Source organism: Loktanella sp. PT4BL, assembly GCF_003201935.1.
In the GTDB taxonomy this organism is placed as follows: domain Bacteria; phylum Pseudomonadota; class Alphaproteobacteria; order Rhodobacterales; family Rhodobacteraceae; genus Yoonia.
Map to the genome: position 1 here is coordinate 434,136 of NZ_QJJL01000003.1, position 22,554 is coordinate 456,689.

General features: G+C 60.6%; 26 protein-coding genes. 16 read left to right on the top strand and 10 right to left on the bottom strand.

Translation table 11 applies throughout. The features are described 5' to 3' along the window. Window position 1 precedes the first annotated feature (1 nt). The 6 genes from C7964_RS11910 to C7964_RS11935 are packed head-to-tail and all read left to right on the top strand — an operon-like array spanning window position 2 to window position 5,896. Window positions 2–1,213: a lipopolysaccharide biosynthesis protein gene (locus tag C7964_RS11910; RefSeq protein ID WP_110279871.1), complete on the top strand. Its 1,212-nt coding sequence runs from the start codon at window positions 2–4 to the stop codon at window positions 1,211–1,213. Next, window positions 1,198–2,532: an oligosaccharide repeat unit polymerase gene (locus C7964_RS11915; RefSeq protein ID WP_286163916.1), complete on the top strand. Its 1,335-nt coding sequence runs from the start codon at window positions 1,198–1,200 to the stop codon at window positions 2,530–2,532. The genes C7964_RS11910 and C7964_RS11915 overlap by 16 nt, the downstream gene beginning before the upstream one ends. Then, a complete protein-coding gene (locus C7964_RS11920; RefSeq protein ID WP_110279872.1) occupies window positions 2,525–3,094 on the top strand; it encodes an acyltransferase in 570 nt (189 codons plus the stop codon). Before C7964_RS11915 ends, C7964_RS11920 begins: the two co-directional genes overlap by 8 nt. Beyond that, window positions 3,091–4,227: a glycosyltransferase gene (locus C7964_RS11925; RefSeq protein ID WP_110279873.1), complete on the top strand. Its 1,137-nt coding sequence runs from the start codon at window positions 3,091–3,093 to the stop codon at window positions 4,225–4,227. The genes C7964_RS11920 and C7964_RS11925 overlap by 4 nt, the downstream gene beginning before the upstream one ends. Continuing rightward, window positions 4,224–5,144, top strand: coding sequence for a glycosyltransferase family 2 protein (locus C7964_RS11930; RefSeq protein ID WP_110279874.1), 921 nt, complete (start codon window positions 4,224–4,226; stop codon window positions 5,142–5,144). Before C7964_RS11925 ends, C7964_RS11930 begins: the two co-directional genes overlap by 4 nt. Further along, window positions 5,141–5,896, top strand: a complete 756-nt coding sequence (locus C7964_RS11935) for a glycosyltransferase family 2 protein (protein WP_110279875.1) — start codon at window positions 5,141–5,143, stop codon at window positions 5,894–5,896. Before C7964_RS11930 ends, C7964_RS11935 begins: the two co-directional genes overlap by 4 nt. Here C7964_RS11935 and C7964_RS11940 read toward each other — a convergent pair. From C7964_RS11940 to C7964_RS11960, 5 genes are all read right to left on the bottom strand, one after another. Continuing rightward, the gene (locus C7964_RS11940) at window positions 5,887–6,828 is read right to left on the bottom strand and encodes a phosphatidate cytidylyltransferase (protein ID WP_110279876.1); all 942 of its coding nucleotides are present in this window, start codon (window positions 6,826–6,828) and stop codon (window positions 5,887–5,889) included. The two genes, C7964_RS11935 and C7964_RS11940, sit on opposite strands and share 10 nt — an antisense overlap. Next, window positions 6,825–7,466 (bottom strand): lysophospholipid acyltransferase family protein, encoded by a 642-nt coding sequence (locus C7964_RS11945; RefSeq protein ID WP_110279877.1) that lies wholly within the window; start codon window positions 7,464–7,466, stop codon window positions 6,825–6,827. Before C7964_RS11945 ends, C7964_RS11940 begins: the two co-directional genes overlap by 4 nt. Window positions 7,467–7,544: 78 nt before the next feature. Further along, entirely contained in the window at window positions 7,545–7,823 is a 279-nt protein-coding gene (locus tag C7964_RS11950) for a hypothetical protein (RefSeq protein ID WP_110279878.1), read from the bottom strand. 35 nt (window positions 7,824–7,858) lie between these two features. After that, window positions 7,859–8,539 (bottom strand): PspA/IM30 family protein, encoded by a 681-nt coding sequence (locus C7964_RS11955; protein ID WP_110279879.1) that lies wholly within the window; start codon window positions 8,537–8,539, stop codon window positions 7,859–7,861. 99 nt (window positions 8,540–8,638) lie between these two features. Continuing rightward, window positions 8,639–9,238, bottom strand: coding sequence for a TetR/AcrR family transcriptional regulator (locus tag C7964_RS11960; RefSeq protein ID WP_110279880.1), 600 nt, complete (start codon window positions 9,236–9,238; stop codon window positions 8,639–8,641). A 177-nt stretch (window positions 9,239–9,415) separates the two neighbouring features. Between C7964_RS11960 and C7964_RS11965 the strand changes: the two genes are divergently transcribed. Continuing rightward, on the top strand, window positions 9,416–9,817 hold the full coding sequence (locus C7964_RS11965) for a c-type cytochrome (protein ID WP_110279881.1): 402 nt from the start codon (window positions 9,416–9,418) through the stop codon (window positions 9,815–9,817). A gap of 15 nt (window positions 9,818–9,832) precedes the next feature. Here the strand turns inward: C7964_RS11965 and C7964_RS11970 are convergent, their stop codons facing one another. Continuing rightward, window positions 9,833–11,062 (bottom strand): mandelate racemase/muconate lactonizing enzyme family protein, encoded by a 1,230-nt coding sequence (locus C7964_RS11970; protein WP_110279882.1) that lies wholly within the window; start codon window positions 11,060–11,062, stop codon window positions 9,833–9,835. Window positions 11,063–11,090: 28 nt separating this feature from the next. Here C7964_RS11970 and C7964_RS11975 point away from each other — a divergent pair, with 28 nt between their 5' ends. Further along, complete coding sequence (locus C7964_RS11975; protein WP_110279883.1) at window positions 11,091–11,531, top strand: GNAT family N-acetyltransferase; 441 nt, start codon at window positions 11,091–11,093, stop codon at window positions 11,529–11,531. A gap of 411 nt (window positions 11,532–11,942) precedes the next feature. On the opposite strand, the gene C7964_RS11980 is transcribed toward C7964_RS11975, so the two are convergent. After that, window positions 11,943–12,377: an FKBP-type peptidyl-prolyl cis-trans isomerase gene (locus C7964_RS11980; RefSeq protein ID WP_110279884.1), complete on the bottom strand. Its 435-nt coding sequence runs from the start codon at window positions 12,375–12,377 to the stop codon at window positions 11,943–11,945. 132 nt (window positions 12,378–12,509) lie between these two features. On the opposite strand from C7964_RS11980, the gene C7964_RS11985 reads away from it, so the two are divergent. The 7 genes from C7964_RS11985 (at window position 12,510) to C7964_RS12015 (ending at window position 19,030) form a co-directional block, all read left to right on the top strand. Next, a complete protein-coding gene (locus C7964_RS11985) occupies window positions 12,510–13,187 on the top strand; it encodes a haloacid dehalogenase type II (RefSeq protein ID WP_110279885.1) in 678 nt (225 codons plus the stop codon). Further along, window positions 13,187–14,005, top strand: coding sequence for an alpha/beta fold hydrolase (locus C7964_RS11990; protein WP_110279886.1), 819 nt, complete (start codon window positions 13,187–13,189; stop codon window positions 14,003–14,005). The genes C7964_RS11985 and C7964_RS11990 overlap by 1 nt, the downstream gene beginning before the upstream one ends. Then, on the top strand, window positions 14,002–14,973 hold the full coding sequence (locus tag C7964_RS11995) for a threonine ammonia-lyase (protein WP_110279887.1): 972 nt from the start codon (window positions 14,002–14,004) through the stop codon (window positions 14,971–14,973). The genes C7964_RS11990 and C7964_RS11995 overlap by 4 nt, the downstream gene beginning before the upstream one ends. A gap of 35 nt (window positions 14,974–15,008) precedes the next feature. Next, on the top strand, window positions 15,009–15,812 hold the full coding sequence (pcaD, locus tag C7964_RS12000; protein WP_110279888.1) for a 3-oxoadipate enol-lactonase: 804 nt from the start codon (window positions 15,009–15,011) through the stop codon (window positions 15,810–15,812). 49 nt (window positions 15,813–15,861) lie between these two features. Next, the gene (locus C7964_RS12005) at window positions 15,862–17,079 is read left to right on the top strand and encodes a TCR/Tet family MFS transporter (protein WP_110280252.1); all 1,218 of its coding nucleotides are present in this window, start codon (window positions 15,862–15,864) and stop codon (window positions 17,077–17,079) included. 72 nt (window positions 17,080–17,151) lie between these two features. After that, the gene (locus tag C7964_RS12010) at window positions 17,152–18,231 is read left to right on the top strand and encodes a zinc-binding dehydrogenase (RefSeq protein WP_110279889.1); all 1,080 of its coding nucleotides are present in this window, start codon (window positions 17,152–17,154) and stop codon (window positions 18,229–18,231) included. 190 nt (window positions 18,232–18,421) lie between these two features. After that, window positions 18,422–19,030, top strand: a complete 609-nt coding sequence (locus C7964_RS12015) for a hypothetical protein (RefSeq protein ID WP_146214855.1) — start codon at window positions 18,422–18,424, stop codon at window positions 19,028–19,030. A gap of 336 nt (window positions 19,031–19,366) precedes the next feature. Here C7964_RS12015 and C7964_RS12020 read toward each other — a convergent pair whose 3' ends face one another. Genes C7964_RS12020 through fabA form a run of 3 tightly spaced genes read right to left on the bottom strand, consistent with a single transcriptional unit; the run spans window position 19,367 to window position 21,950 of the window. After that, complete coding sequence (locus tag C7964_RS12020; protein ID WP_110279891.1) at window positions 19,367–20,155, bottom strand: enoyl-ACP reductase FabI; 789 nt, start codon at window positions 20,153–20,155, stop codon at window positions 19,367–19,369. Between the two features lie 4 nt (window positions 20,156–20,159). Continuing rightward, window positions 20,160–21,389 carry a beta-ketoacyl-ACP synthase I gene (fabB, locus tag C7964_RS12025; protein WP_110279892.1) on the bottom strand — a complete coding sequence of 410 codons (1,230 nt, stop codon included), beginning with the start codon at window positions 21,387–21,389 and terminating at the stop codon, window positions 20,160–20,162. 51 nt (window positions 21,390–21,440) lie between these two features. Then, entirely contained in the window at window positions 21,441–21,950 is a 510-nt protein-coding gene (fabA, locus tag C7964_RS12030; RefSeq protein ID WP_110279893.1) for a bifunctional 3-hydroxydecanoyl-ACP dehydratase/trans-2-decenoyl-ACP isomerase, read from the bottom strand. Between the two features lie 149 nt (window positions 21,951–22,099). Here fabA and irrA point away from each other — a divergent pair, with 149 nt between their 5' ends. Beyond that, window positions 22,100–22,516 carry an iron response transcriptional regulator IrrA gene (irrA, locus tag C7964_RS12035; protein ID WP_110279894.1) on the top strand — a complete coding sequence of 139 codons (417 nt, stop codon included), beginning with the start codon at window positions 22,100–22,102 and terminating at the stop codon, window positions 22,514–22,516. Window positions 22,517–22,554 lie beyond the last annotated feature (38 nt).

Sequence of the window (22,554 nt, forward strand, 5' to 3'; positions counted from 1 at the left end):
CATGGGCCTGAGGATAGGCATCGTTGGTGTCAATTTCCTTGTCATGCTGGGCCTTGCCGCTTGGCTGGGGCTTGAGGCCTTCGGCAGGCTGGCGGCACTTTGGGGCACGGGGCTTGTCGTCGGCACGCTGGTGTCTGTGGGTGGTCCTGTCATCTTGCTGCGGGTGCTTACAGACGGGCGGGGGTTGCGCAGGGCAGATATTTTTCGGGTCGCTGTGCTTTATCCGGCAATGCTCGCGCTGGTCGCTTGGGGATTTGGGGCGCTGATCTGGCCAGCGCTGCCATGGCTGGCCATCATGAGTGTCGGTTTCTGCGTCAATCTGCTGGGCTGTCTTGCCAGCATCATGCGGGCGCTGGGCAGTGTGCATCTGTCAATGGCCTTGCGCGATGCGGGGCCGCAGGTGGCGCTTGGTGTCGCGGGACTTGTGCTGCCTGAAGCAGGCGTTGCAGGCATCCTTTTGCTGTGTGCACTGGTGATGGCGGGTTTCGCCACGGTCGGCGTGCTTTGGGCGATCCCGCGGATGCAAGGGGCGCAAGTTCTGGCGCGGCGGTACCGGCCATATCTGAGCCTGTCGCTCTGGGCGACATCGGTCACGGGCATGGTCGTGGCGCAGATTGATCTGATTGTCGGCGGTGCGGTGATTTCCGGTGAGGCTTTGGGCGTTTACGCCGTGCTGCGCCGCGTCGCCAACCTTGTGGCGCTGCCTGTCAGCGTGGCGACATGGGTCAGCGGGCCTGCGGTGTCGGCTGCAAAGGGTGCCGGTGACATGGCCGCACTTGCCCGTGCAAGCGCGCAGGGCAGCCAGATTGCGGCTTGGCCGGGGCTTGCGCTGTTTGGCATGGCGGTTCTGGCATTGCCGGTTTTACCTTACTTGTTTGCGCAAACCGTAGGTGCGGCACCGGGGTTGGTTCTTGTCGTCCTGTTGCTCGGGGCGCTGGGGCAGGTGGTGCTGGCATCAAGCTTCACTGTCGCAACGCTGTGTGGATTGCAGCGGTGCGCACTGGCCGCACGGCTGTTGATGACAGGGCTTTATCTGGCGTGGTTTGCGTGGTGGGGCGCTGAACTGACAGCGCTGACCAACGCGCTGGGCTATGTCGGCGCACTGTCGTTGGGCGGTTTTGCCCTGTGGTGGGCGGTCTGGCGGAAACTGGGCATTGATACATCGGCCACTGTCCTTTGGCGGGGAAAGGAGGGGCAGTGGAGAACCTCCTGATCATCCTTTTGGCGCTGACGTGCACCATCGTCCCGTTCTGGATGGGTGAACGCTATGGGCTGGTGCCACTTGTCTCGCCGATGCATCTGCTGGCCTATTTCTGCGCCTTCGGGTTCCTGATCAAGGTCGCGGTTTACAGCGCGGACCCTGCCTTGGCCTTTTTTGACCAATACGTTGATACCGCAGGGGCAATGCCGCGCGGGGCAGTCTATCTAGCGGCCTTTGTGACACTGATGTGCCTCGGCTATCGTCTGGCGCTGCGGCGCAGTGATCCGCGACTGGCGATCCGCGAGGCACGCCTGATCGCGGGCGGTTTGGTGCGTCAGGGCTGGCTGTTTGTTGCGGCCTTTGGTGTGGCGGGTTTGACCTTTGCGCTGATCCTGCATGCCCGTGGGCTGTCGCTCTTTTCCGCTGATCTTCTGACCGCGTTCAATCAGGACAAGCAGATCAATGTGAACCGTGAGGGCGTGGGCGCGACGCTTGCAGGGATCAAGATGCTGTTTGTCGTGCCCAAATGCGCCTTTGTGATGCTTCTGGCGCAGGGGCTGGCGCTGCGTGCGCCGTGGCTGTTGCTGCAAGCGGGTGTTCTGGCGGTCTTGCTGATGATGATTGCGCTGGTCTCGGGGGACCGGTTCGAGCTGGTCGAATTGCTGGTTTTCGCCTGTGCCACCTACCTGATTGTTGGAGGGGCAATAGGCCTGCGGTCCATGCTTTGGATGATGGCGGGGGCGGCGGGCGTGTTTGCCATGGCCGCCTATATGACCGCCCTGCGCGGGGTTGATGCGGGCCTGTGGGAACAGATCGTCAGATCGACCTATTTTCTGGATATCAATGCCGCCGTCATGGTCACCGATCAGGTCAGGCCGGATACCTATTTGCTGGGCGAAAGCTATGGCTGGTGGACCTTCGGCTGGCTGCCCCGTGCGCTTTGGCTGGACAAGCCTGCGATTGATCTGGGTGTGTTTTTCAAACGCGATGTGATGGGTGTTGCGACGGGCGGAGCATTCAATGTGACCGGTCCCGGCGAGGCGTTCATGAATTTCGGCTGGGCGGGGGGCTTAGTCGGGTTTGTGCTGGGCTGGCTGTACCGGCGCGCAGAGGTGGTCTTGCTTGCACCGCGTCACTGCCTGCGCTTTGGGTCGTTCTATCTTTATCCCTTGCTGCTTTACCCTTTCGTACAGGCCACGCTGCATTCATCATTCAGCGGCTTTATCGTCGCTGCGGTCGTACAGGCCGTGCTGATCATGGCCATGATTGTGGTCTTTGTGCCGCGTTTGCGCGCGCGCCCTGTCAGGTACGCGGGGGTGGCGCATGTTTAGGGTGCTGTTCTGGGTCTTGCGCGTCGCGGCCGCTTTGATGCGCCGCGCGGGCGCTATGCTGGCGACACGGCTGCACCGTGCCAGCCTTGCGAAAACCGGTGCCGGCACGCGGTTTCAGGCGGGGGTCCGGTTCGACAGCCCCGCGCAGGTTGAGCTGGGTGCGGCGTGCTATTTCTGGCGCGGTGTCGGCGTGTCGGGCAGGGGGGCGGATGCCAGCCTGCGGGTCGGGGACCGCGTAGAGGTCAACCAGTTTGCCCATCTGGACATGGAGGGCGGGCTGACCATCCACGACGACGTGCTGGTGTCCGAGCACGCACTGATTTTCACCCATGATCACGGGCTTGATCCCCATAGTCTGGCCCGCCCTGCACCCAAGGTCATCGGTGCGCGTGTCTGGATCGGCGCGCGCGCGGTGATCCTGCCGTCCTGTGCGCAGATCGGGGCGGATGCGGTCATCGGTGCCGGCGCGATTGTCACCCGGAACGTGCCAGCCGGGGCCGTCGTGGCAGGTAATCCGGCGCGCATCATCGGCCAGCGCAGCACCAAGGAGGTTGCCGCATGAAGATTTTGCACATTGTTCCCGCGTTCTATCCTGCGACCTATTGGGGCGGACCGATCTGGTCCACCAAGGCGATTTGTGACGGGGTTTCCGCCTTGGATGGGGTCCAATTGCGGGTCCTGACGGCTGATGCGGCAGGCCCTGCCATTGCGGATCGTGTGGTGCCGGTGTCGCTGGACTATCCTGTACATTATGCGCGGCGCATCGTGGGACATTGTATCGCGCCGGGGCTCTTGGCGCGGATGCCTGCAGCGATCCACTGGGCGGATGTCGTGCATGTGACAGGCACCTACAACATGCCGACTTTGCCAGCCTTTGTGCTGGCCCGCGCAATGGGCAAGCCTGTGGTCTGGTCGCCCCGTGGCGGATTGCAGGCCACTGCGGATTGGCCAGACGCGCCAAAGCGGCGCATCAAACACGTGTTCGAGTATCTTGCCAATCTGTTGCGCCCCAAGGGGGCTGTCCTGCATGTCACTTCGGCGCAGGAAGCATCGCGCGGCACGGTCCGATTGGGGCAGATTGCCCGCGCCATTATTCCCAATGCGGTGGATGTCCCTGCGGAATTGCCGCCCCGCCGCCCGAGTGACGGGCAGTGCCGCTTGCTCTTTCTCAGCCGTCTGCACCCCAAGAAGGGCGTTGAGGCGCTTTTCGTGGCGATGACGCGCCTGCCAGCGCATTTCACGCTGGATATCTACGGGGCAGGGGATGCCGAATATGTGCGTATGCTACAGATGCGCGCGAACCTGTCGGCTGGCCGTATCCGGCTGCATGGCCATGTGGAGGGGGCGGCCAAGGCGGCGGCCTTTGCGCAGGCCGATCTTTTCGTGCTGCCGTCACATTCGGAAAACTTCGGGATCGTCGTAGCCGAGGCGCTGGCCCATGGTGTGCCGGTTCTGACGACCCAGAACACGCCCTGGCAAGATCTTGCGCGGCAGGGCTGCGGCCGTTGCATTGACTTGCCGCGCAGCAATCTGGCGGCAGAGATATTGACCCTGTCAACGCAGGACCTGGTGCAGATGGGCGCAGGGGGTCGCGCATGGATGCGCCGTGATTTTTCGACGGCGGCGATGGTGGACGCTTTTGCCGATCTTTATCGCGGGCTGGCGCAGGACGCCTTTGACGGGGTGATGGCATGACACAGCTGACAGTGATCATCCTGACCTGCAACGAGGCGATGCATATCGCCCGCGCAATCCTTTCGGTCCGTGATGTGGCGGACCGCATCTTGGTGGTCGATAGCGGCTCGACCGACGGCACTGTGCAGATCGCTGCACGTCACGGTGCCAAGGTGCTGCGGCATGGTTGGGTCAATCACGCGGTCCAATTCAACTGGGCACTGGACCAGATCACGGACACCCCTGGCTGGGTGCTGCGACTGGATGCAGACGAGGTCATGACCCAGACCCTTGCCGATGAGATCAGGGCGGGCCTGCCGGAAGATGTGGACGGGTATTACATCGGGCGCGGGATCAAATTCATGGGCCAGCTTGTGAGGCATGGCGGCATTTGCCGGACGCCGACGCTGCGCCTGTTCCGCAACGGGCGCGGGCGGTGCGAGGCGCTGTGGATGGATGAACATATCGTGGTCTCCGGTCCGACCGGTCATTTGCGCGGTCAGGTGATTGATGACAACCGCCATCCGCTGGATTGGTGGGTGCAGAAACACAACGGCTATGCCAGTCGCGAGGTTGTGGATGTTCTGAACGCGGAGTTCGGGTTTCTGCCCTGTGCCGGGGTCCTGCCCGGGCATGGCCGCGCAGCCGCCAAGCGCTGGGTGAAACGGCACATTTACGCCCGTTTGCCTGCGGGTCTGCGGGCGGGGGGTTATTTCTTTTACCGCTACGTCCTGCGGTTGGGGTTTCTCGATGGCAGGCGGGCGCGGTCCTTTCATGTGTTGCAGGGGTTCTGGTACCGCTATCTGGTCGACGCCAAGCTGGGCGAGGTGCGCCGCTATATGGCGGCCAACGGTGCATCACCGGTCACGGCGATCAAGGATGTTCTGGGCATCGACGTCATCGTGACCATGCCCGCACAGAAGGTGTTGGTCGCATGAAGATTTCCGTTGTGACCGCCGTGATGAACGGCTGCGCGACCCTGCCTGCGATGCTGGAAAGCCTTTCGGCCCAAGGCCATCTGGATGTGGAACATATCGTGCAGGATGGTGGGTCGACCGACGGGACGCTTGCCTATTTGCAGGCGCATGGACACCGCAACATGGTGCTGGAATCCTGCCCTGACACCGGCATTTATGATGCGATCAATCATGGCATCCAGCGCACGACGGGCGATGTGATCGGGCTCTTGCATGCGGATGACCTTTTGGTCGATGCGGATGTGCTGACATGGGTCGCCGAGGCTTTGTCCAATCCTGCGATTGATGGCGTCTACGGGGACCTGCAATATGTCGCGCGAAATGATCCCAACCGTGTCATCCGCTATTGGAAGGCGGGGGCCTATTCGGCGGCCTTGTTGCGGCGGGGGTGGATGCCGCCGCATCCGACGCTTTATCTGAAGCGCGAGGTTTTTATCCGCGCAGGGCTCTATGATACGAGCTTTCGCATCGCGGGGGACTACGACGGGATGTTGCGGTTCCTGACCCAGGGACAGGTGCGGCTGGCCTATATTCCAAAGGTGATGGTGCGCATGAAAATAGGCGGTGCGAGCAATAAATCCTTCGCCCATATGATCCGTAAAAGCCGTGAGGACTACCGCGCGATCCGCCGTCACGGGGTGGGCGGGATCAGGACGCTGGTCGCAAAGAACCTGTCAAAGCTGCCGCAGTTCATCGGGCGGGGTCAGGTGTAGAAATATTTGGTCAGCTGATAGAAGATCGGTGCGGCAAAGATCACGCTGTCGAGCTGGTCGACAAAACCGCCTTGGCCCGGGATCAGGTGCGACCAGTCCTTGACGCCACGGTCGCGCTTGATTGCGGCGACCACGAGGTTGCCGAACATGCCGACAAGTGACGCAATGCCCGCCATAAGTGCTGCGCCCCAAAAGCCGAAGGGTGTGATCCAGCTGAGCATGGCGCCGATGACCATGGCACTCAGCACACCGCAGACCAGCCCTTCCCACGTCTTGGGTGACAGGCCGGGGGCGATTTTGGTGCGGCCGATCCGGCGGCCAAAGAAGAAATCCAAGAGGTCTCCCAATTGCACGACCATCACGAGGAAGGCGATCAGCAGGACAGAGCGTTCGCCATAGCCTGCAATGTCGAGTGACATCAGAGCGGGCACGTGGCTCACACAAAAGACCGCGATCATCAGCGCCCATTGGGTTTCCGCGACCCGCACAAGAAAGCGTTGCGGATTGCCCCGCAGGGCCGAGATCATGGGCAGGAAAAGAAAGGCGTAGACGGGGATGAAGACGGTATAAAGGCCGGTCCAGCCGAAGCCGACAAAGACATATTGCAGGGGCAGAACCGCAAAGAAGGCCAGCGCCAGCGACAGATGGTCGGCCTGTGTCTTGGTGGTCAGCGTCAGAAATTCCCGCAGGGCTGCGAAAGAGGCGAAAGCAAACAGCGTCATGATCCCCGGTTTGCCCAGCAAGAGCGCCAAACCAATGAATGTGACCATGCCCCACCAGCTTTGGACGCGGGTCATATAGGTATCGAGCATCGGGTTGGGATCATGGACGGGCTGGCGCGCGCGCAGGATTTCACCCAGCACAGTCAGGGCAATCAGGATGCCGAAACTGCCAAAGGCCAAGAGCAGGATATCCGCTGTTGTGCTGGTCATTGGCGGGCCTCGGGGCGTTGGGCCAAAAGCGCCTCGGAGGCACGTTTGAGGAAATCATCCTTGCTTTCGCCTTCGCGTACATGGATCGGTTCGCCGAAGGTGACTGTGCAGATCAGGGGCAGGGGGATGACTTCGCCTTTGGGCATGATTTCGGTCAGGTTGGCGACCCAGGTGGGCACCAGATCGACATCGGGCCGCGCGACGCCCATGTTGTAAAGCCCCGCCTTGAAGGGCAGCAACGGGTCCTCGGTCATGTTGCGGTTGCCTTCGGGAAAGATGATCAGGGATGATCCTTCGTCAAGCGCTGCGATGATCTTGTCCATCGGTTTGTCCTGTACCTCGGGGCGGCGATCCACGAGGACACAGTTGAAAACCTCTGGCCCGACAAAAGCGCGCAGTTTGTTTTTCAGCCAGTAATCGGCGGCGGCCACTGGGCGCACTGTGCGGCGCAATGCGGGCGGCAGGACCGACCAGATCATCGGCATGTCGGCGTTGCTGGTGTGGTTGGCGAAATAGACGCGCTGGCGGGGCACGGGTTCGATGCCCTTCCACTCGGCCCGCACGGCAGTGATCGCACGGGCAAAGATGCGAATGGACTGTCCAACGATACGTGCTGCGAACTGGCGTAAGAATTTCATGGATTTGACTTTGGCGCAGGGCTTAGGTTTTGAAAAGAGGAAAGCCCTGTCCCCACAGAAGGGACAGGGCGGCAGTGATCAGCGGCTTTCGCTCACGTAGTCTTCCAGCAGTTTTTCGTTGCGGGCGTCTTCGATGCGCTGGATCCGGTCTTCGGCCATGCGTTCGTCGAAGCGGTATTTGACAAAGTTCACCAGCGAGAGTGTCAGCATCATGACCGAGATGGCCCAGAAACCTTTGGTCGAGAGCGGCACATCGGTTGAAAGCCACAGCGAGATGCCCAGCATGCCGTAGGCGATCACCACGCCCAGCAGGTTGACTGTCATGATCAGGCCGTTGTCCGAGTTGTTCTTAAGCATTTGTCTGTCCTTTTTTGTGAATTGAGGGGTTTGGTTTACTTCTTGGATGACTTGAGGCGCGCGAGCACATCATCGGCTGTGGCGCGTGTGGCGCTGCCGAAACCTGCGTCGGCCATGCGGTCGGTGAGGTTGCCGCCTTCAAGATCGCGGTTGATGTCGGCAAGGATTTCGCTCCGTTCGAACGGGTCGTCGCGGCCCAGGACGCGGGCGATCAGTTCTTCGGCCTCTTCCACGCTGCCATTCTGAACGCCTGTTTTTGTCATCTGCATCTGGATGTTCTGCTCGCGACGGACCGCGCGGGCCTGAATGGCCCCTTGCTTGAGGTCAATGATCCGGCGGTGCCCGCTTTCGATCGAGGTGCGCAGGCGGACAACCTTTTGATCCAGACGATCAAGGGTTTCGCTGCGGACGGCCAATTCGTTTTCCATATTGGCAATCGCGCGGGCCGCCTCTGTGGCCAGATCTTCGCGGTCGTTGTCCAATGCTTCCCTGGCGCGTTTGGTCAGGTCATTGATGCGGTTTTTCAGGCCGGCGTGTTGCTTTTCCTCGGAGCGCTGGCGCTGGATCAGGCTGGCAAGCGTGGCTTTGGCTGCGCGCAGACTGGCTTCGCTTTCGCGGATTTTTTGGTCGATCAGCTCGATCGCAAAGGCATCACGGACGCGATCTTCGGCGCGGGCGTTCTGGCCGTTGATGAGTGTGGCAAGTGTCTTGAACATCTGTCTCTCCGTTTCGTTTCAGTGCGTGAACACTGTTCATAAAGCAGAGATAGTGAGTCGGTCCTGTGGTTGCAAGATAAAAAATGAACATCGTTCAAATTATTTTCGGGAGGCGGTGAATTGCCGTAGAACAAGGGCGATCATGTGGTCGATCTTGTCCGTCGATACGCCTGCGCTTGCCTCGTCCAACCCCAAGAGCACGATCCCATGGACCGAGGAGAAGAGCGCGCGGGTCAAAAGAGCAAGTTCCTCAGCCTCCCGTTCCGGAAAAATCACGGCAAGCGGATCAGAGATATAGGTGAAAAGCTGCCCCATTTCGGCAAGGTACCAATCGGGTGCTGCTTCGCCCGCAGGGCGTTCGACATCAAAGAGCGCGCGCCAGCTTAAGTGATTGCTTGCTGCAAAGTGGTGATAGGCCTGCGCCATGACGACCAGTTGCTCGACAGGGTCCTCGGGGGCCGCGGCCAAGGCTTCGGCCACATCCGCGCCAAGGCGGTGAAAGGTGCGGGCATTGACGGCGAGTGTCAGGTCCGTGAGATCACCAAAGACGTTGTAGATCGCCCCCACAGCGCAGCCTGCCTCGCCCGCCAGATCACGGGCACGCAAGGCGGACAGGCCGTTTTGCGCGATGGTGCGTTCGGCGATCACGATCAGCTTGTCGCGGAGTTCCTGTCTGCGGATTTCTGTTTTCGTTGCCATGGGATCCCACCTTGATGAACGCAGTTCAATGATAGGCGAGGGGCCGCGTTTTGAAAAGGGGCTGACTGTTGTTCGGGATGGCTGCAGGCACGCCATTGATTTTAATCAATCGGCTTGGCGCCCGGACGCCTAAAACCCTAGGGCGACTGTTTACAAGGTTAATTTGTGGAGGAGACTATGAAACATTCCAAGACTGCGGTGATCTTTGCTTTCGCGGCCTTGCTGCATCCCGGCTTGGCGATGGCTGACGACATCGGGCAGGCAGAGTATATGAACACCTGCGCGACGTGTCACGGCGCGAGCGGCGAAGGAGATGGGCCTTTCGTCGAATTGATGTCTGTGCCGGTGCCTGCATTGACCGGATTGTCAGCAGCCAATGACGGCAAATTCCCGATGCTTGATGTCATCTATACCATTGATGGCCGTCAGGGGACACGAGGACATGGGTTTCCGATGCCTGTCTGGGGAGCACGGTTCAAATCCGAGACGGGCGTCGACAGTGATATGAGCAGCGAAATGCTGGTGCGTGCACGGATTCTTTCGCTGGCGCTCTACCTGGAGTCGATCCAGCAAGAGTAATGGTGGCTCTGTTGCCTATCGTTTGACAGGGGCGCCTCCGCCAAAATTGTTGACCCCGTGATACCCGATTGGGTCTTCCTGCATTTGCAGGTGCAGCCCGTCGCCGTCATAGGGGTGCGCGCGGGCGAGGTCTTCGTCAAAATCGATGCCGAGGCCGGGGGCCGTGGGGACGGGGATATAGCCGTCCTCAACGCGCAAGCTGCCTTTGATAAGGTCGTTGTGGAACGGGGTCTCGATCGTCTCTGCCATCAGGATATTCGGGATTGATGCGCCAAGTTGGATGTTGGCGGCCCATACCACGGGGCCTGCGTAAAGGTGCGGGGCGATCTGCGCGTTATAGACCTCGGCCATGGCGGCGATCTTTTTGGTTTCCCAAATCCCGCCCGCGCGGCCCAGTGCCGGTTGCAGGATTGACGCGGCACCTGCCCGCAGCACGGGGGCGAATTCGGCCTTGGTGGTCAGGCGCTCACCGGTGGCGACAGGGATGCTGGTGGCGCCGGCGACGCGGGCCATCTGGTTGATGTTATCAGGCGGGACAGGTTCTTCGTACCAAAGGGGACTATATGGTTCGATGGCTTTTGCCAGACGGATCGCGCCACCGGTGCTGAACTGGCCATGCGTGCCGAACAAAAGGTCCGCGCGGTCGCCCACCGCCTCGCGGATTGCTTTGCAAAAGGCCACCGAGAGTGAAATATCGTACATCGAGGGCATATGCCCGCCGCGGATCGTATAGGGGCCTGCAGGGTCGAATTTGACCGCCGTATACCCCTTTTCGACCATATCAAATGCGGCTTCAGCGGCCATTGCGGGGCTGGACCAGAATTCAGGCAGCGGATGGTCGGGGCGGGGGTAGAGGTAGGTATAGGCGCGGATGCGGTCATTCATCCGCCCGCCGATCAGCGCGTGAACGGGGCGGTCGCGGTCTTTGCCAAGGATATCCCAGCAGGCCATTTCAAGCCCGGACCATGCGCCGATAACGGTCAGGTCCGGGCGTTGGGTAAAGCCCGCCGAATAGACGCGGCGGAACATCAGTTCGATGTTTTCGGGGTTCTCGCCTGCCATGTGGCGGGAAAAGACGTCTGTGATAACGGCCTTCATCGCCTCGGGCCCGACGGAGGATGCATAGCATTCGCCGTAGCCGACAACGCCAGTATCCGTCGTCACCTTCGGGATGATCCAGTAGCGGCCACCCCAGCCCGGGGCAGGCGGCGCCGTGACAATCACATCGAGATCGGCGAGTTTCATGCGGCAACTTTCAGAATGAGGTCATCTTATGCGCGAGACAATCACGCTTCGCCGTTTGGGTCCAGAGGATCTGGATGTGTTGATGGCCGTTGAAGAGGGTTTGTTCGATAATGCGATCCTGCCGGATCAGGCCGAGGCAATCTTGAACGACGGGCGGCATGAAATGGTGTTGGCCTTTGATGGGGGCGATGCTGTCGGGATGGCAAGCGGGCAGGTGTTGCTGCATCCGGACAAGGCACCGGCGTTTTTCATCAACGAGGTCGGGGTGCGCGAAAGCCATCAACGGCGCGGGATCGCCACGGCGCTTTGTAACCGCCTGATCGGCGTCGCCCGCGCACGTGGCTGCGAAGGGATATGGCTCGCGACCGAAGGTGACAACGGTCCGGCGCGCGGGCTCTACCGCGCGATGGGTGCGCGCGAGACTGCGGATATCGTTGTCTATGACTGGGATGGAGCGATGGACGGGTAGAAGAATGTCGGCTTGGAGCCCTCATAGTTCGCCACAGGCGCTATCTGACCATCGTCCGAGCTGAAGGGGTTTGAGGCATCAATGGTATGGGGTCGCGCGTCACAGACTTGGTTGGATACCTTTGAAAGCGTTGCAAAATGGTTCTCCGAGGAGAGGTTGGGCGATGCCGACCGGTGAGAAGCAAAGGGACTTTTAGATTCATTTCGTAGGGTAGCAAACTCCGGATAGGTGGCTTTCATGCAGACCGCAGCCGATGTCCGCTTTCGTCCTAGAACAAGGCGCTGCAGTTCAGACCATCGCTGCAACCTGAGTAGATGTCTGCTTTGGCATTGCACGCAATGAAGACCCAAAAATGAAAAAAGCGCACCCCGTTTGCCACAGGGTGCGCTTTGCGTTGTTAGACCCGCCTGCTTAGGCCGCTTTGATCTCGACAACCTCGATTTCGAAGTTCAGGTCCTGACCGGCCAGCGGGTGGTTGGCGTCCAGCGTCACTTCGGCCTCGGTGACTTCGGCCACTGTCACGGGCACAACCTGCCCCTGCGGTGTCTGCATCTGCAACTGCGTGCCGATCTCCAGCGGGATTTCGGCAGGGATCTGTTCGCGTGGCACGGCTTGGCGCGCGTCCGGGTTCGCGTGGCCGTAGGCCTGATCACATGGCACGTTCACGGTCTTTTTGTCGCCCACGGTCATGCCGGGGATCGCGCTGTCCAACCCTTTGATGATCTGACCGGAGCCGACAACAAACTCCAACGGATCACGGCCTTCGGAACTGTCGAACATCTGCCCGTCGTTGAGTGTGCCGACATAGTTGATCTTTACGGTATCGCCTGTTTTTGCTTCGGTCATGGTCTCGCTTTCTCATCCTTTTCAAAATTTGAACGCGCACCCTATGCAATCATAGCAGGGGATGCAAACGCATTGCCCCTTTTCGTGGACGGGCGGGCGTGCCACGATGGATTTCACCCAATGGAGACCCCCATGCCCATCACCACTGCCGTCTTTGATGCCTATGGCACGCTCTTCGATGTCAACGCCGCCGCGATGCAGGCCGCCCAAGACCCCGCGCACGCGGGGCTCGCCGCTGTCTGGCCTGCGCTGGCGCGCGATTGGCGGCGCAAGCAGCTCGAATATTCATGGCTGCGCGCAGTGGCCGACAGGCATTGCGATTTCTGGAAAGTCACGCAGGATGGTCTGGACTGGGCGCTTGAGGCCCACGGCCTTGCCGATCCCGCCACGCGCACCCGCCTGCTGGAGCTTTACTGGGAACTCAGCCCCTATCCGGAAGTCCCCGCCATGTTGCGCAGCCTCAAGGAACACGGCATCGCCACGGCAATCCTGTCGAACGGGTCCCCCGACATGTTGCAGGCGGCGGTGAACTCTGCGGATATCGGCGACCTGCTGGATGCGCTGCTGAGCGTCGAAGACGTGGGCGTCTTCAAACCCCAGACCCGCGTTTATGACATGATCGGCGCGCGTTTCGGCTGTGCCAAGGATGAAGTCCTCTTCGTGTCGTCCAACGGCTGGGACGCCGCCGGTGCTGCCGGTTACGGGTTTCAGACCGCATGGGTGAACCGCGCGGGCGAACCGGTCGACAGACTCTATGCCACACCGCACCACGTGCTTTCCGACCTTACCGCAATACCGGAGCATTTGTGATGCCGAGCTACATCTCTACCGACGGGCTGCGCCTGCATTACACGGACGAAGGCACCGGCTTGCCGGTCATTGCACTGGCCGGCCTGACCCGCAACGGCGCTGATTTCGACCATGTCGCGCCCCACCTGCCTGTCCGCCTGATCCGCCCCGATTATCGCGGGCGCGGCCAATCGGACTGGGCCGATCCCACCACCTACACGATCCCGCAAGAGGCCGCAGATACGCTGGCGCTGATGGATCATCTTGGGCTGGAACAGGCGGCGATCCTTGGCACCTCGCGCGGCGGGTTGATCGCGATGCTGCTGGCGGCGACGGCCAAAGAGCGTTTATCGGGCGTCGCACTCAACGACATTGGGCCTGAAATTGCGCCAAAGGGCCTTGATGTCATCAAGGACTACATCGGGCGCAACCCTGCCCAAAAAACCTATGCCGAAGCCGCCGAGGTCCGCGCAAAGCTCTGGACCCATTTCACCGATGTCCCGATGGACCGCTGGCTTGCGGAAGTGCGGGCCCACTATCAGGAAACCCCCGACGGCCTGATCATCCGCTATGATCCGAAACTGCGGGACGCAGTGCTGGCCAGCGGCGCGCAACCCACCCCCGATCTGTGGCCGCTGTTTGACGCGCTGGCGGGATTGCCGCTGGCACTCATTCGCGGCGCAAACTCGGATTTGCTGACCCAAGCGACCGCAGATGAAATGCAACACCGCCGCCCCGATATGATCCGCGCCGACATTGCAGGCCGCGGGCATGTGCCCTTCCTTGACGAACCTGATGCCGTGGCTACCCTGCACCGCTGGCTGGAGACACTACAATGAACATCGACATGATCCGCGCCGCCGCCGACCGCATCAAAGGCCATGCACGGCGCACCCCGATCCTGACCTCTCCCTTTCTCGACGATATCGCGGGCAGACGGGTTTTTGTGAAAGCCGAGTGCCTGCAACACACCGGGTCTTTCAAGTTCCGCGGTGGCTGGGCGTCGGTCTCGGCCCTCTCGGACAATGCGCTGAAAACCGGCGTCATCGCCTTTTCCAGCGGTAACCATGCCCAAGGCGTCGCACTTGCCGCCCGTGAACACGGCGCGCCTGCTGTCATCATCATGCCCGCCGATGCGCCCGCCGTAAAAATCGAGAACACCCGCGCGCTCGGGGCCGAAGTGATCCTTTACGACCGCGAAACCGAGGACCGCGACGAAATCGGCGAACGGCTGTCGACAGAACGCAACCTGACCCTGATCAAGCCATTCGATGCGGAAATGACGATCGCAGGCCAGGGCACAGTCGGCCTCGAGATTGCAGAAGATATGACCGCACTGGGCGTGACCGAGGCCGATGTCATGGTCTGTTGCGGCGGCGGTGGTCTGACCTCGGGCATCGCCCTCGCCCTCGCCGCAGACGCGCCCGGCTTGCGCGCACGGCCCGCCGAACCGGAAGGCTTTGACGACGTCACGCGCTCACTTCAAAGCGGTAAGATCGAACGCAACGCGCGCCTGAGCGGGTCGCTTTGCGATGCGATCATCACCCCGCAACCGGGCAATCTGACCTTCCCGATCATGCAAAAACTCTGCGGCCCCGGTGTGGTGGTGACCGAGGATGAATGCCTGCGCGCCATGGCCCTCGCCTTTGAACGCCTGCGCATTGTCGTGGAACCGGGCGGGGCAGCTGCGCTTGCCGCCGCACTGTTTCACCCCGACGCTTTCGAAGGCGATGCCGTGATCGCGGTGGCCACAGGTGGCAACGTCGATGCCTCCGTCTTTGCAAAAGCGCTGGAGACGCTGGCGTGACGCCAAAAACCTGATCGAAGCGGAAAGATACGACAATGCAAGAGCAGATGATCACACGGCCAGACGGTACCGGCATTTTCGCCCAAATGACGGGTCCTGAAAATGGACCAACGGTGGTGTTCTCAAACTCCTTGGGCACCACCCTGCACCTGTGGGACGCGATCCTGCCTTTGCTGCCCGAGGGCTTGCGCATTCTGCGCTATGATATGCGCGGGCACGGGCGATCCGATGCGCCTGAGGGACCATATAGCATGGGCCAATTGATCAGCGACGCCGAAGCTGTCTGCGATGCCTTTGATATCAAAGATGCGATGTTCGTCGGCCTGTCCGTCGGTGGAATGATCGCGCAAGGGCTCGCCGTGAAGCGGCCCGATCTGATCCGCGCAATGGTCCTGTCAAACACGGCCGCCAAAATCGGCAACTCCAAACTCTGGCAGGACAGGATCAGCTTTATCACGGCCAACGGACTGGCGGCTGCCTCGGACGAAATCATGCGCCGCTGGTTCGGGCGCGATTTTTACGGAACGCCGGACATGACCCCGTGGAAAGCAATGGTAGAGGCCACTTCGGTCGCGGGCTATACCGGCGTTTGTGCAGCCATCGCAGGCACCGATTTCTACACGCCGACCAGCGGGCTGCGCATACCTGCTTTGGGCATTGCCGGAAGCGAAGACGGCTCAACACCGCCCGATCTGGTGCGTGAAACCACCGACCTGATCCCAGGCTCCAAATTCGTGCTGATCCGCAAGGCCGGCCATCTGCCCTGTGTCGAACAACCGGCGGAATTCGCGCAGCACCTTTGTGACTTTTTATCAGCAACGGGGCATTTGCGCGCCTAGCCCATTGAACGCGCTTGCAAAACCGACCGCGCAGACTAATCCTGCGCGGATGAACAAACGCCTCGCCGTCATCTTTATCTTCATATCGGTCATGCTCGACAGTATGGGGATCGGTCTGATCATGCCGGTGATGCCCGACCTGATCCAAGAGGTCGAAGGCCAAGGCATCGGCGGTGCGGCCGTTTGGGGCGGTATTCTCGCAACGATTTTCGCGGCGATGCAGTTCCTTTTCGGCCCGACCCTGGGCAGCCTGTCGGACCGCTACGGCCGCAGGCCTATCCTGATCATCTCGCTGGTGATCATGGCTTTCAACTATGTTTTGATGGCACTGGCTTTCACAATCTGGCTGCTGATCATTGCGCGGGTGATCGGCGGGATCACGGCGGCAACGCAATCAACCTCGGCCGCCTATATGGCCGATATTTCCGCGCCCGAGGAAAAAGCCGCCAACTTCGGCCTGATCGGTGCGGCTTTTGGCGTCGGCTTTGTGCTGGGCCCTCTCATGGGCGGGGCGCTGGCGGAATTCGGCACGCGCGCCCCGTTTTGGGCAGCGGCATTTCTGGCAATGACCAACGCAGTCTTCGGCTACTATGTCCTGCCCGAGAGCGTGACCGACCGGATCCGCCGCCCCTTTGAGTGGCGGCGCGCCAACCCGCTGGGTGCGTTCCGAAACATCGGGGGCCTGCCCGGGGTGAAGCGGCTGCTTCTGATCAGCTTTGTCTACACCATCGCCTTTTTCGTCTACCCCGGCGTCTGGGCCTATTTCGGCGCGGAACGCTTTGGCTGGGGGCCGGGTATGATCGGCCTGTCGCTGGGCATCTTCGGCATCGGCATCGCCGTGGTGCAGGGCTTGCTCATCCGCCCGATCCTGAACCGTATCGGCGAACGCAAGGCCGTGATCCTTGGCCTGTCGGTTGACGTGCTGGCTTTTGTCGCGCTGGGTTTCGTGACGAACGGATGGGTCGCACTGGCACTGACGCCGCTCACCGCATTGGGCTCGATCGCGGGGCCTGCGCTGCAAGGGATCATGTCGCGCACTGCGGCAGATAACCAACAAGGCGAATTGCAGGGCACGGTCAGTTCCATCAACGCGGTGGCCACAATTGTCGCCCCGCTGATGGTCACGCAGACCTTCTGGTTTTTCACCGACGGCCACGGCCCGGTCTACGCACCGGGCGCGCCCTTCATTTTGTCGGCGATCCTGACCATCGGCTGTATTCTGGTTTTTGTCCAAACCCCCCGGCCAAAGCGCCCCCGCGGCACATAACGTCGCGATCAGACTTGCAAGACGCATCCGACCAAAGCAGGGTCAGCGCACAACATTCCAAGGATGAACCCCATGCCACAGATCAAAGCCGCCGTTTGCCGCCAGTTCGGCGCCCCGCTCACCATTGAAACGGTCACGCTTGCCGCCCCCGAAATGGGCGAGGTTGAGGTCACACTCAAGGCCTGCGCGATCTGCCATTCCGACATCTCCTATATCGACGGCGGATGGGGCGGCACCCTGCCTGCGGTCTACGGCCATGAGGCCGCAGGGCACGTCAGTGCAGTCGGTGCGGGCGTGCGCGGTATCGCGGTCGGCGATCCTGTGGTCGTGACGCTGATCCGCGCCTGTGGCACCTGCCCGTCCTGCGCGGGCGGCAAACCGGTGGCCTGTGAAAGCGACATGGCCAGCGGTCCGCTGACCGACGCAACGGGTGCTGCGCTACATCAGGCGATGAACACGGGCGGCTTTGCCGAACGGGTGGTCGTCGATCAAAGCCAGGTGGTGAAACTGTCTGAAGGGATTGCGATGGAAGCGGCATCGCTGCTCGCCTGTGGCGTCATCACGGGCGTGGGGGCTGTGGTAAACGCAGCGGGTCTGCGCGCCGGACAGGACGTGGTTGTGATTGGCGCAGGTGGCGTGGGTCTGAACGCGATCCAAGGCGCGCGCATCGCAGGCGCACGTCGGATCATCGCAGTGGATATGTCGGAAGAAAAGCTCGCCATTGCCAAGGAATTCGGCGCAACCGACGGGGTGCTTGCGACCTCCGAAAAACCGTGGCGTGCCGCGAAAAAGGCCATCGGGCGCGGGGCCGATGCGGTCTTTGTCACAGTGGGTGCAATACCGGCCTATGACACTGCCCCGCAATACCTCGCCAATGGCGGCAAGGTGATCATGGTCGGCATGCCCCATTCGGGTGCGATGTCCACCTATGAGCCGGTGATGCTGGCAGCTACCGGCCAAGGCATGGTGGGATCGAAGATGGGCGATGTGGTCATCGCGCGCGATATTCCGTGGATGGTCGATCTCTACGAACAGGGGCGGCTGAAACTGGATGAGCTGATCTCGGGGCGCTGGTCGCTGGAGCAAATCAACGAGGCGATTGCGGATACCAAGACAGGCAGCGCCAAGCGCAACGTGATCGTGTTTGAGTGAGTGACGGGGCAAGGCGTGCAGGCAGGGCGGCCCTCGAGCGGATGATGCGATGTCCGTTTCGCGGGACAAAGCGGAAACCAGGCGATCTTTAATAAATGGCTCTTGTTTGCATGCTCAGTTCAAGGCGAAACGCCAATTAGGCAGATAAAACCTTACGACGCAGGTGCCGGTTGGCTGCGGCCATTTGGGCGTGATGGGCTTGCAAATAGAGGAACTCAATGTCTCAGTATTCGGATGTATCGGACTGAATGAGCTTCCATTGGCAAGTGACAGGAAAAAGAACGTCGATGTAATCACACAACCAAACGGTTCTGTTGTCATCACGATGTTGGCGCGCAACATGGTTATTGCAACCTTAGTGACGCTGGTTGGCGGCCTGCCTGCCTTCGGATGTTTACTGATAGCCCTGATCGGGATCGCTGAGGGTCAATTAGACACGGCGCTTATATTCGTAGGAGCCTGTGCTTGCCTGTCGTGGGTAGTCTGGCGCTTTGGTTGGCGAAAAAAGCGCTATGAGATATGCTTTGACGACGTAAGTATCCATTTTGGTGTGAATACGGTTGCGTATGCTGAATTCTCTGAAATCGTTGTCGATTTCAATGGTGGTGCACCATATGATCCTGGCTCAATGCCAGTCCCTCGCAATGGGACACCAGGGTACCATGTCGCAATCAAAGCACGTGGGCAGTTGATACCAATCACAGCAACAATGAGCCGCACGGAAGCATTTGCAGTGCGTGATGCCAGCATAGCGGTCTGGGAGCACTTCACTTCCTCGCTTCTGAAAGACCATTTTTGAATTGCCAAAAGCTGATGCAACCACAAACCTGCGGCAATCAGCGCTGTTTTCCGCAGGTTTGGGTCGGGATCTGTCCGACTCATTGGGGGTTACCCTTAACAGCACCCAGCGGTGCTGCGGAATTGCGAAGCTTTGGGCGCTAGGCTGCCGTTCCCTGCGTAATCCACGAGGGTTTGCTCTGAACCGATAGAACCGGCCCGCCCGGCGGTATCAGACGCAAGCAAACTCCTACAATGCAGACAGCCGACCCAAATACTTGAATGCCCACCCATACGCCTCGCGCCCAACGGCGCAAAACGCCAGCAGGCGGGTGAATTCAAAGACGGGGTATTGTCCCTACAGATTGTCCGCCTGCGGCATCCCCAGCACGTGGTAGCCGCCGTCGACGCGTATGATCTCGCCCGTGGTGCAGGCCCCCGCATCGGATGCAAGGTAAACGGCCGTGCCGCCCACAGCTTCAAGCGTGGCGTTGCTGCGTAAGGGGGCGTTCTGGTCGGTGTGTTTGTAGGTCTTGCGCGCGCCACCGATAGCCGCCCCTGCGAGGGTCTTCATCGGGCCGGGGCTGATCGCGTTGACGCGGATCCCTTGGGGGCCAAGGTCATTGGCAAGGTAGCGCGTTGCGGATTCCAGCGCCGCTTTCGCCACGCCCATGACGTTGTAGAATGGGGTCACGCGGTTGGAACCCTGGTAGGTCAGCGTCAGCAATGTCCCGCCATCGGGCATCATCTCGGACGCCCGCTTGGCCACGTCGATGAAGGAATAGCACGAAATCGCCAGCGAGTTTTTAAAGTTGTCGCGGCTGGTGTTGATGAAGCGGCCTGTCAGCTCGTTCTTGTCGGAAAATGCAATCGCGTGGACCACGAAATCAAGCGAGCCCCAGCGGTCTTTGAGCGTCTGGAACGCCAGATCCATGCTGGCATCGTCGTTCACATCCACATCGACCATGATGTCGGACCCGACAGAGGCGGCAAGCGGTTCAAGCCGTTTGCCGAAAGCCTCGCCCTGATATGTAAAGGCCAGTTCGGCGCCTGCGTCGGCCATGGCTTTGGCGATGCCCCAGGCGATGGAGCGTTCATTCGCCACGCCCATGATCAGCCCGCGTTTGCCCTGCATGGAAATTGTCATTGGCCTATCCTTTGAATTTGGAAAGCAGCATGGAACCGTTGGTACCGCCGAACCCGAAAGAGTTGGTCATCACCGTATCAAGACCTGCGTTTTCGACGAGCGCGGTCGCAATTTCCGCCGGATCAAGCGCGGGGTCGAGGGTTTCGACATTGATCGAGGGCGCGATAAAGTCGTGCTCGAGCATCAGGAGGCAATAGACGGCCTCTTGTGCCCCTGTGGCGCCTTGGCTGTGACCGGTCATGGATTTGGTGGAGCTGATCGGTGGCGTGGTGCCTTTGCCAAAGACGCGGCGCACGGCCTCGACTTCGCCTACGTCGCCCACAGGGGTCGATGTGCCGTGTGCGTTGATGTAGCTGACCTTGCGGCCCTCGGGCAGCGTGACCAAAGCGCCGCGCATCGCGCGTTCGCCGCCTTCGCCCGAAGGGGCCACCATATCGGCCCCGTCTGATGTGGCAGCAAAGCCTGTCACTTCGGCATAGATTTTTGCGCCGCGTGCCTGCGCGCTTTCCAGCGTTTCCAGCACGACCATGGCACCGCCGCCCGCGATTACGAAACCGTCGCGGTCGGCGTCAAAGGCGCGGCTCGCGCGCTCGGGGGTGTCGTTATATTTCGAGGACATCGCGCCCATCGCATCAAAGAGGCAGGACAGCGTCCAGTCCAGTTCCTCGCCGCCGCCTGCGAACATGATGTCCTGCGTGCCGAGTGCCACCTGCTGCGCGGCCATGCCGATGCAGTGCAGCGAGGTGGAACAGGCAGAGGTGATCGAAAAATTCATGCCCTTGATTTTATAGGCTGTCGCGAGGTTCGCGCTGACCGTCGAGGACATGGCCTTTGGCACCGCGAACGGCCCGATGCGCTTGGTCGAGCCTGTCTCTTTGACGACCTCATGTGCCTTGAGAATGGCCGAGGTCGATGGCCCGCCCGATCCTGCAATCAGGCCCGTCATCGGGTTGACGACCTGCTCTTCGGTCAATCCCGCGTCGAAAATCGCCTGTCCCATGGCGATGTGCGCATAGGCCGCACCCGGACCCATGAAGCGCAGGGTGCGCTTGTCGACATGGTCGGTGATGTCGAGCTTGAGCGTACCCGCGATCTGGCTGCGAAACCCGTGCTCGGCCATTTCGGGCGATGCCTCGATCCCGGACTTTCCGGCCTTGAGCGCGGCAAGCACTTCTTCGGCATTGTTTCCGATCGGTGATACGATCCCGAGACCTGTGACAACAACGCGGCGCATGGGCACCTCTCCTTTTGAACGGTAATGGATGTGCGAGGGCGAAGCTCTCGACTAGCTTTCAGACAGGGCGACTTTCATGTCGGTGACTTGATAGATGACCTCGCCATCCGCCTCAACAATTCCGTTGGCCACGCCCATGGTGAGGCGGCGGGTCTGGATGGCTTTGGTGAAATCTACCTTGTATGTCAGCATCTTGCGGTCGGGCCGGACCATGCCGGTCAGTTTGACCTCGCCCACACCCAGCGCGTAACCGCGCCCTTGCCAGCCGCGCCAGCCAAGGTTGAAACCGGTCAATTGCCACAGCCCGTCAAGCCCGAGGCAGCCTGGCATGATCGGGTTTCCGGGGAAATGGCAGTCAAAGAACCAAAGATCAGGCGTGATATCGAATTCAGCCACAACATGGCCTTTCCCGTGTGCGCCGCCATCACCCGAAATCTCGGTGATCCGGTCCATCATCAGCATGGGAGGCGCTGGAAGCTGGGCGTTGCCTTCGCCGAAAAGCTCGCCACGGGCGCAAGCCAGCAGGGCGTCTTTGTCAAAATAAGTCGGGTAATCGGCCATATCTTTGGTCTCGTTCTTCTTTACTGCGTCGCAAGACCTCTATCACTCAGCGGTTTATGAGAGCAAGTCTGCGCTTTTCTGACGGTTTTCATTTGATCCGGGGGATATTCTTCCCATATACTTGAGAATAATTGTCATAAAGGGCGATCATGTCAGATATAGCGACACAGCGCAGCACAAACTGGTTGGCGGGTGCGGGGCTCCGGCCGACGCGTCAGCGCGTAACCTTGGCGTCTTTGCTGGTGGGCGACGGGCAGGACCGCCATGTGACAGCCGAAAGCCTTTTCGAAGCAGCCTCTGATGCAGATGAAAAAGTGTCTCTGGCGACTGTCTATAATACATTGCGCGCGTTCTGCGATGCGGGCCTCGTCCGCGAGATTACAGTGGACGGATCGAAAAGCTACTTCGACACGAATATGACAGACCATCCGCATTTCTATTGGGAAGACAGCGCGACCTTGACAGACGCGCCTGCGGACGAGCTGGAAATCCGCAACTTGCCCGACGCGCCTGCCGGGGCAGAAATCGCGTCAGTGGATGTTGTCATCCGGTTGCGCCGTAAGTGACGGGTAAGATGGATCGTGATCCACCTTACGGTTTGCAT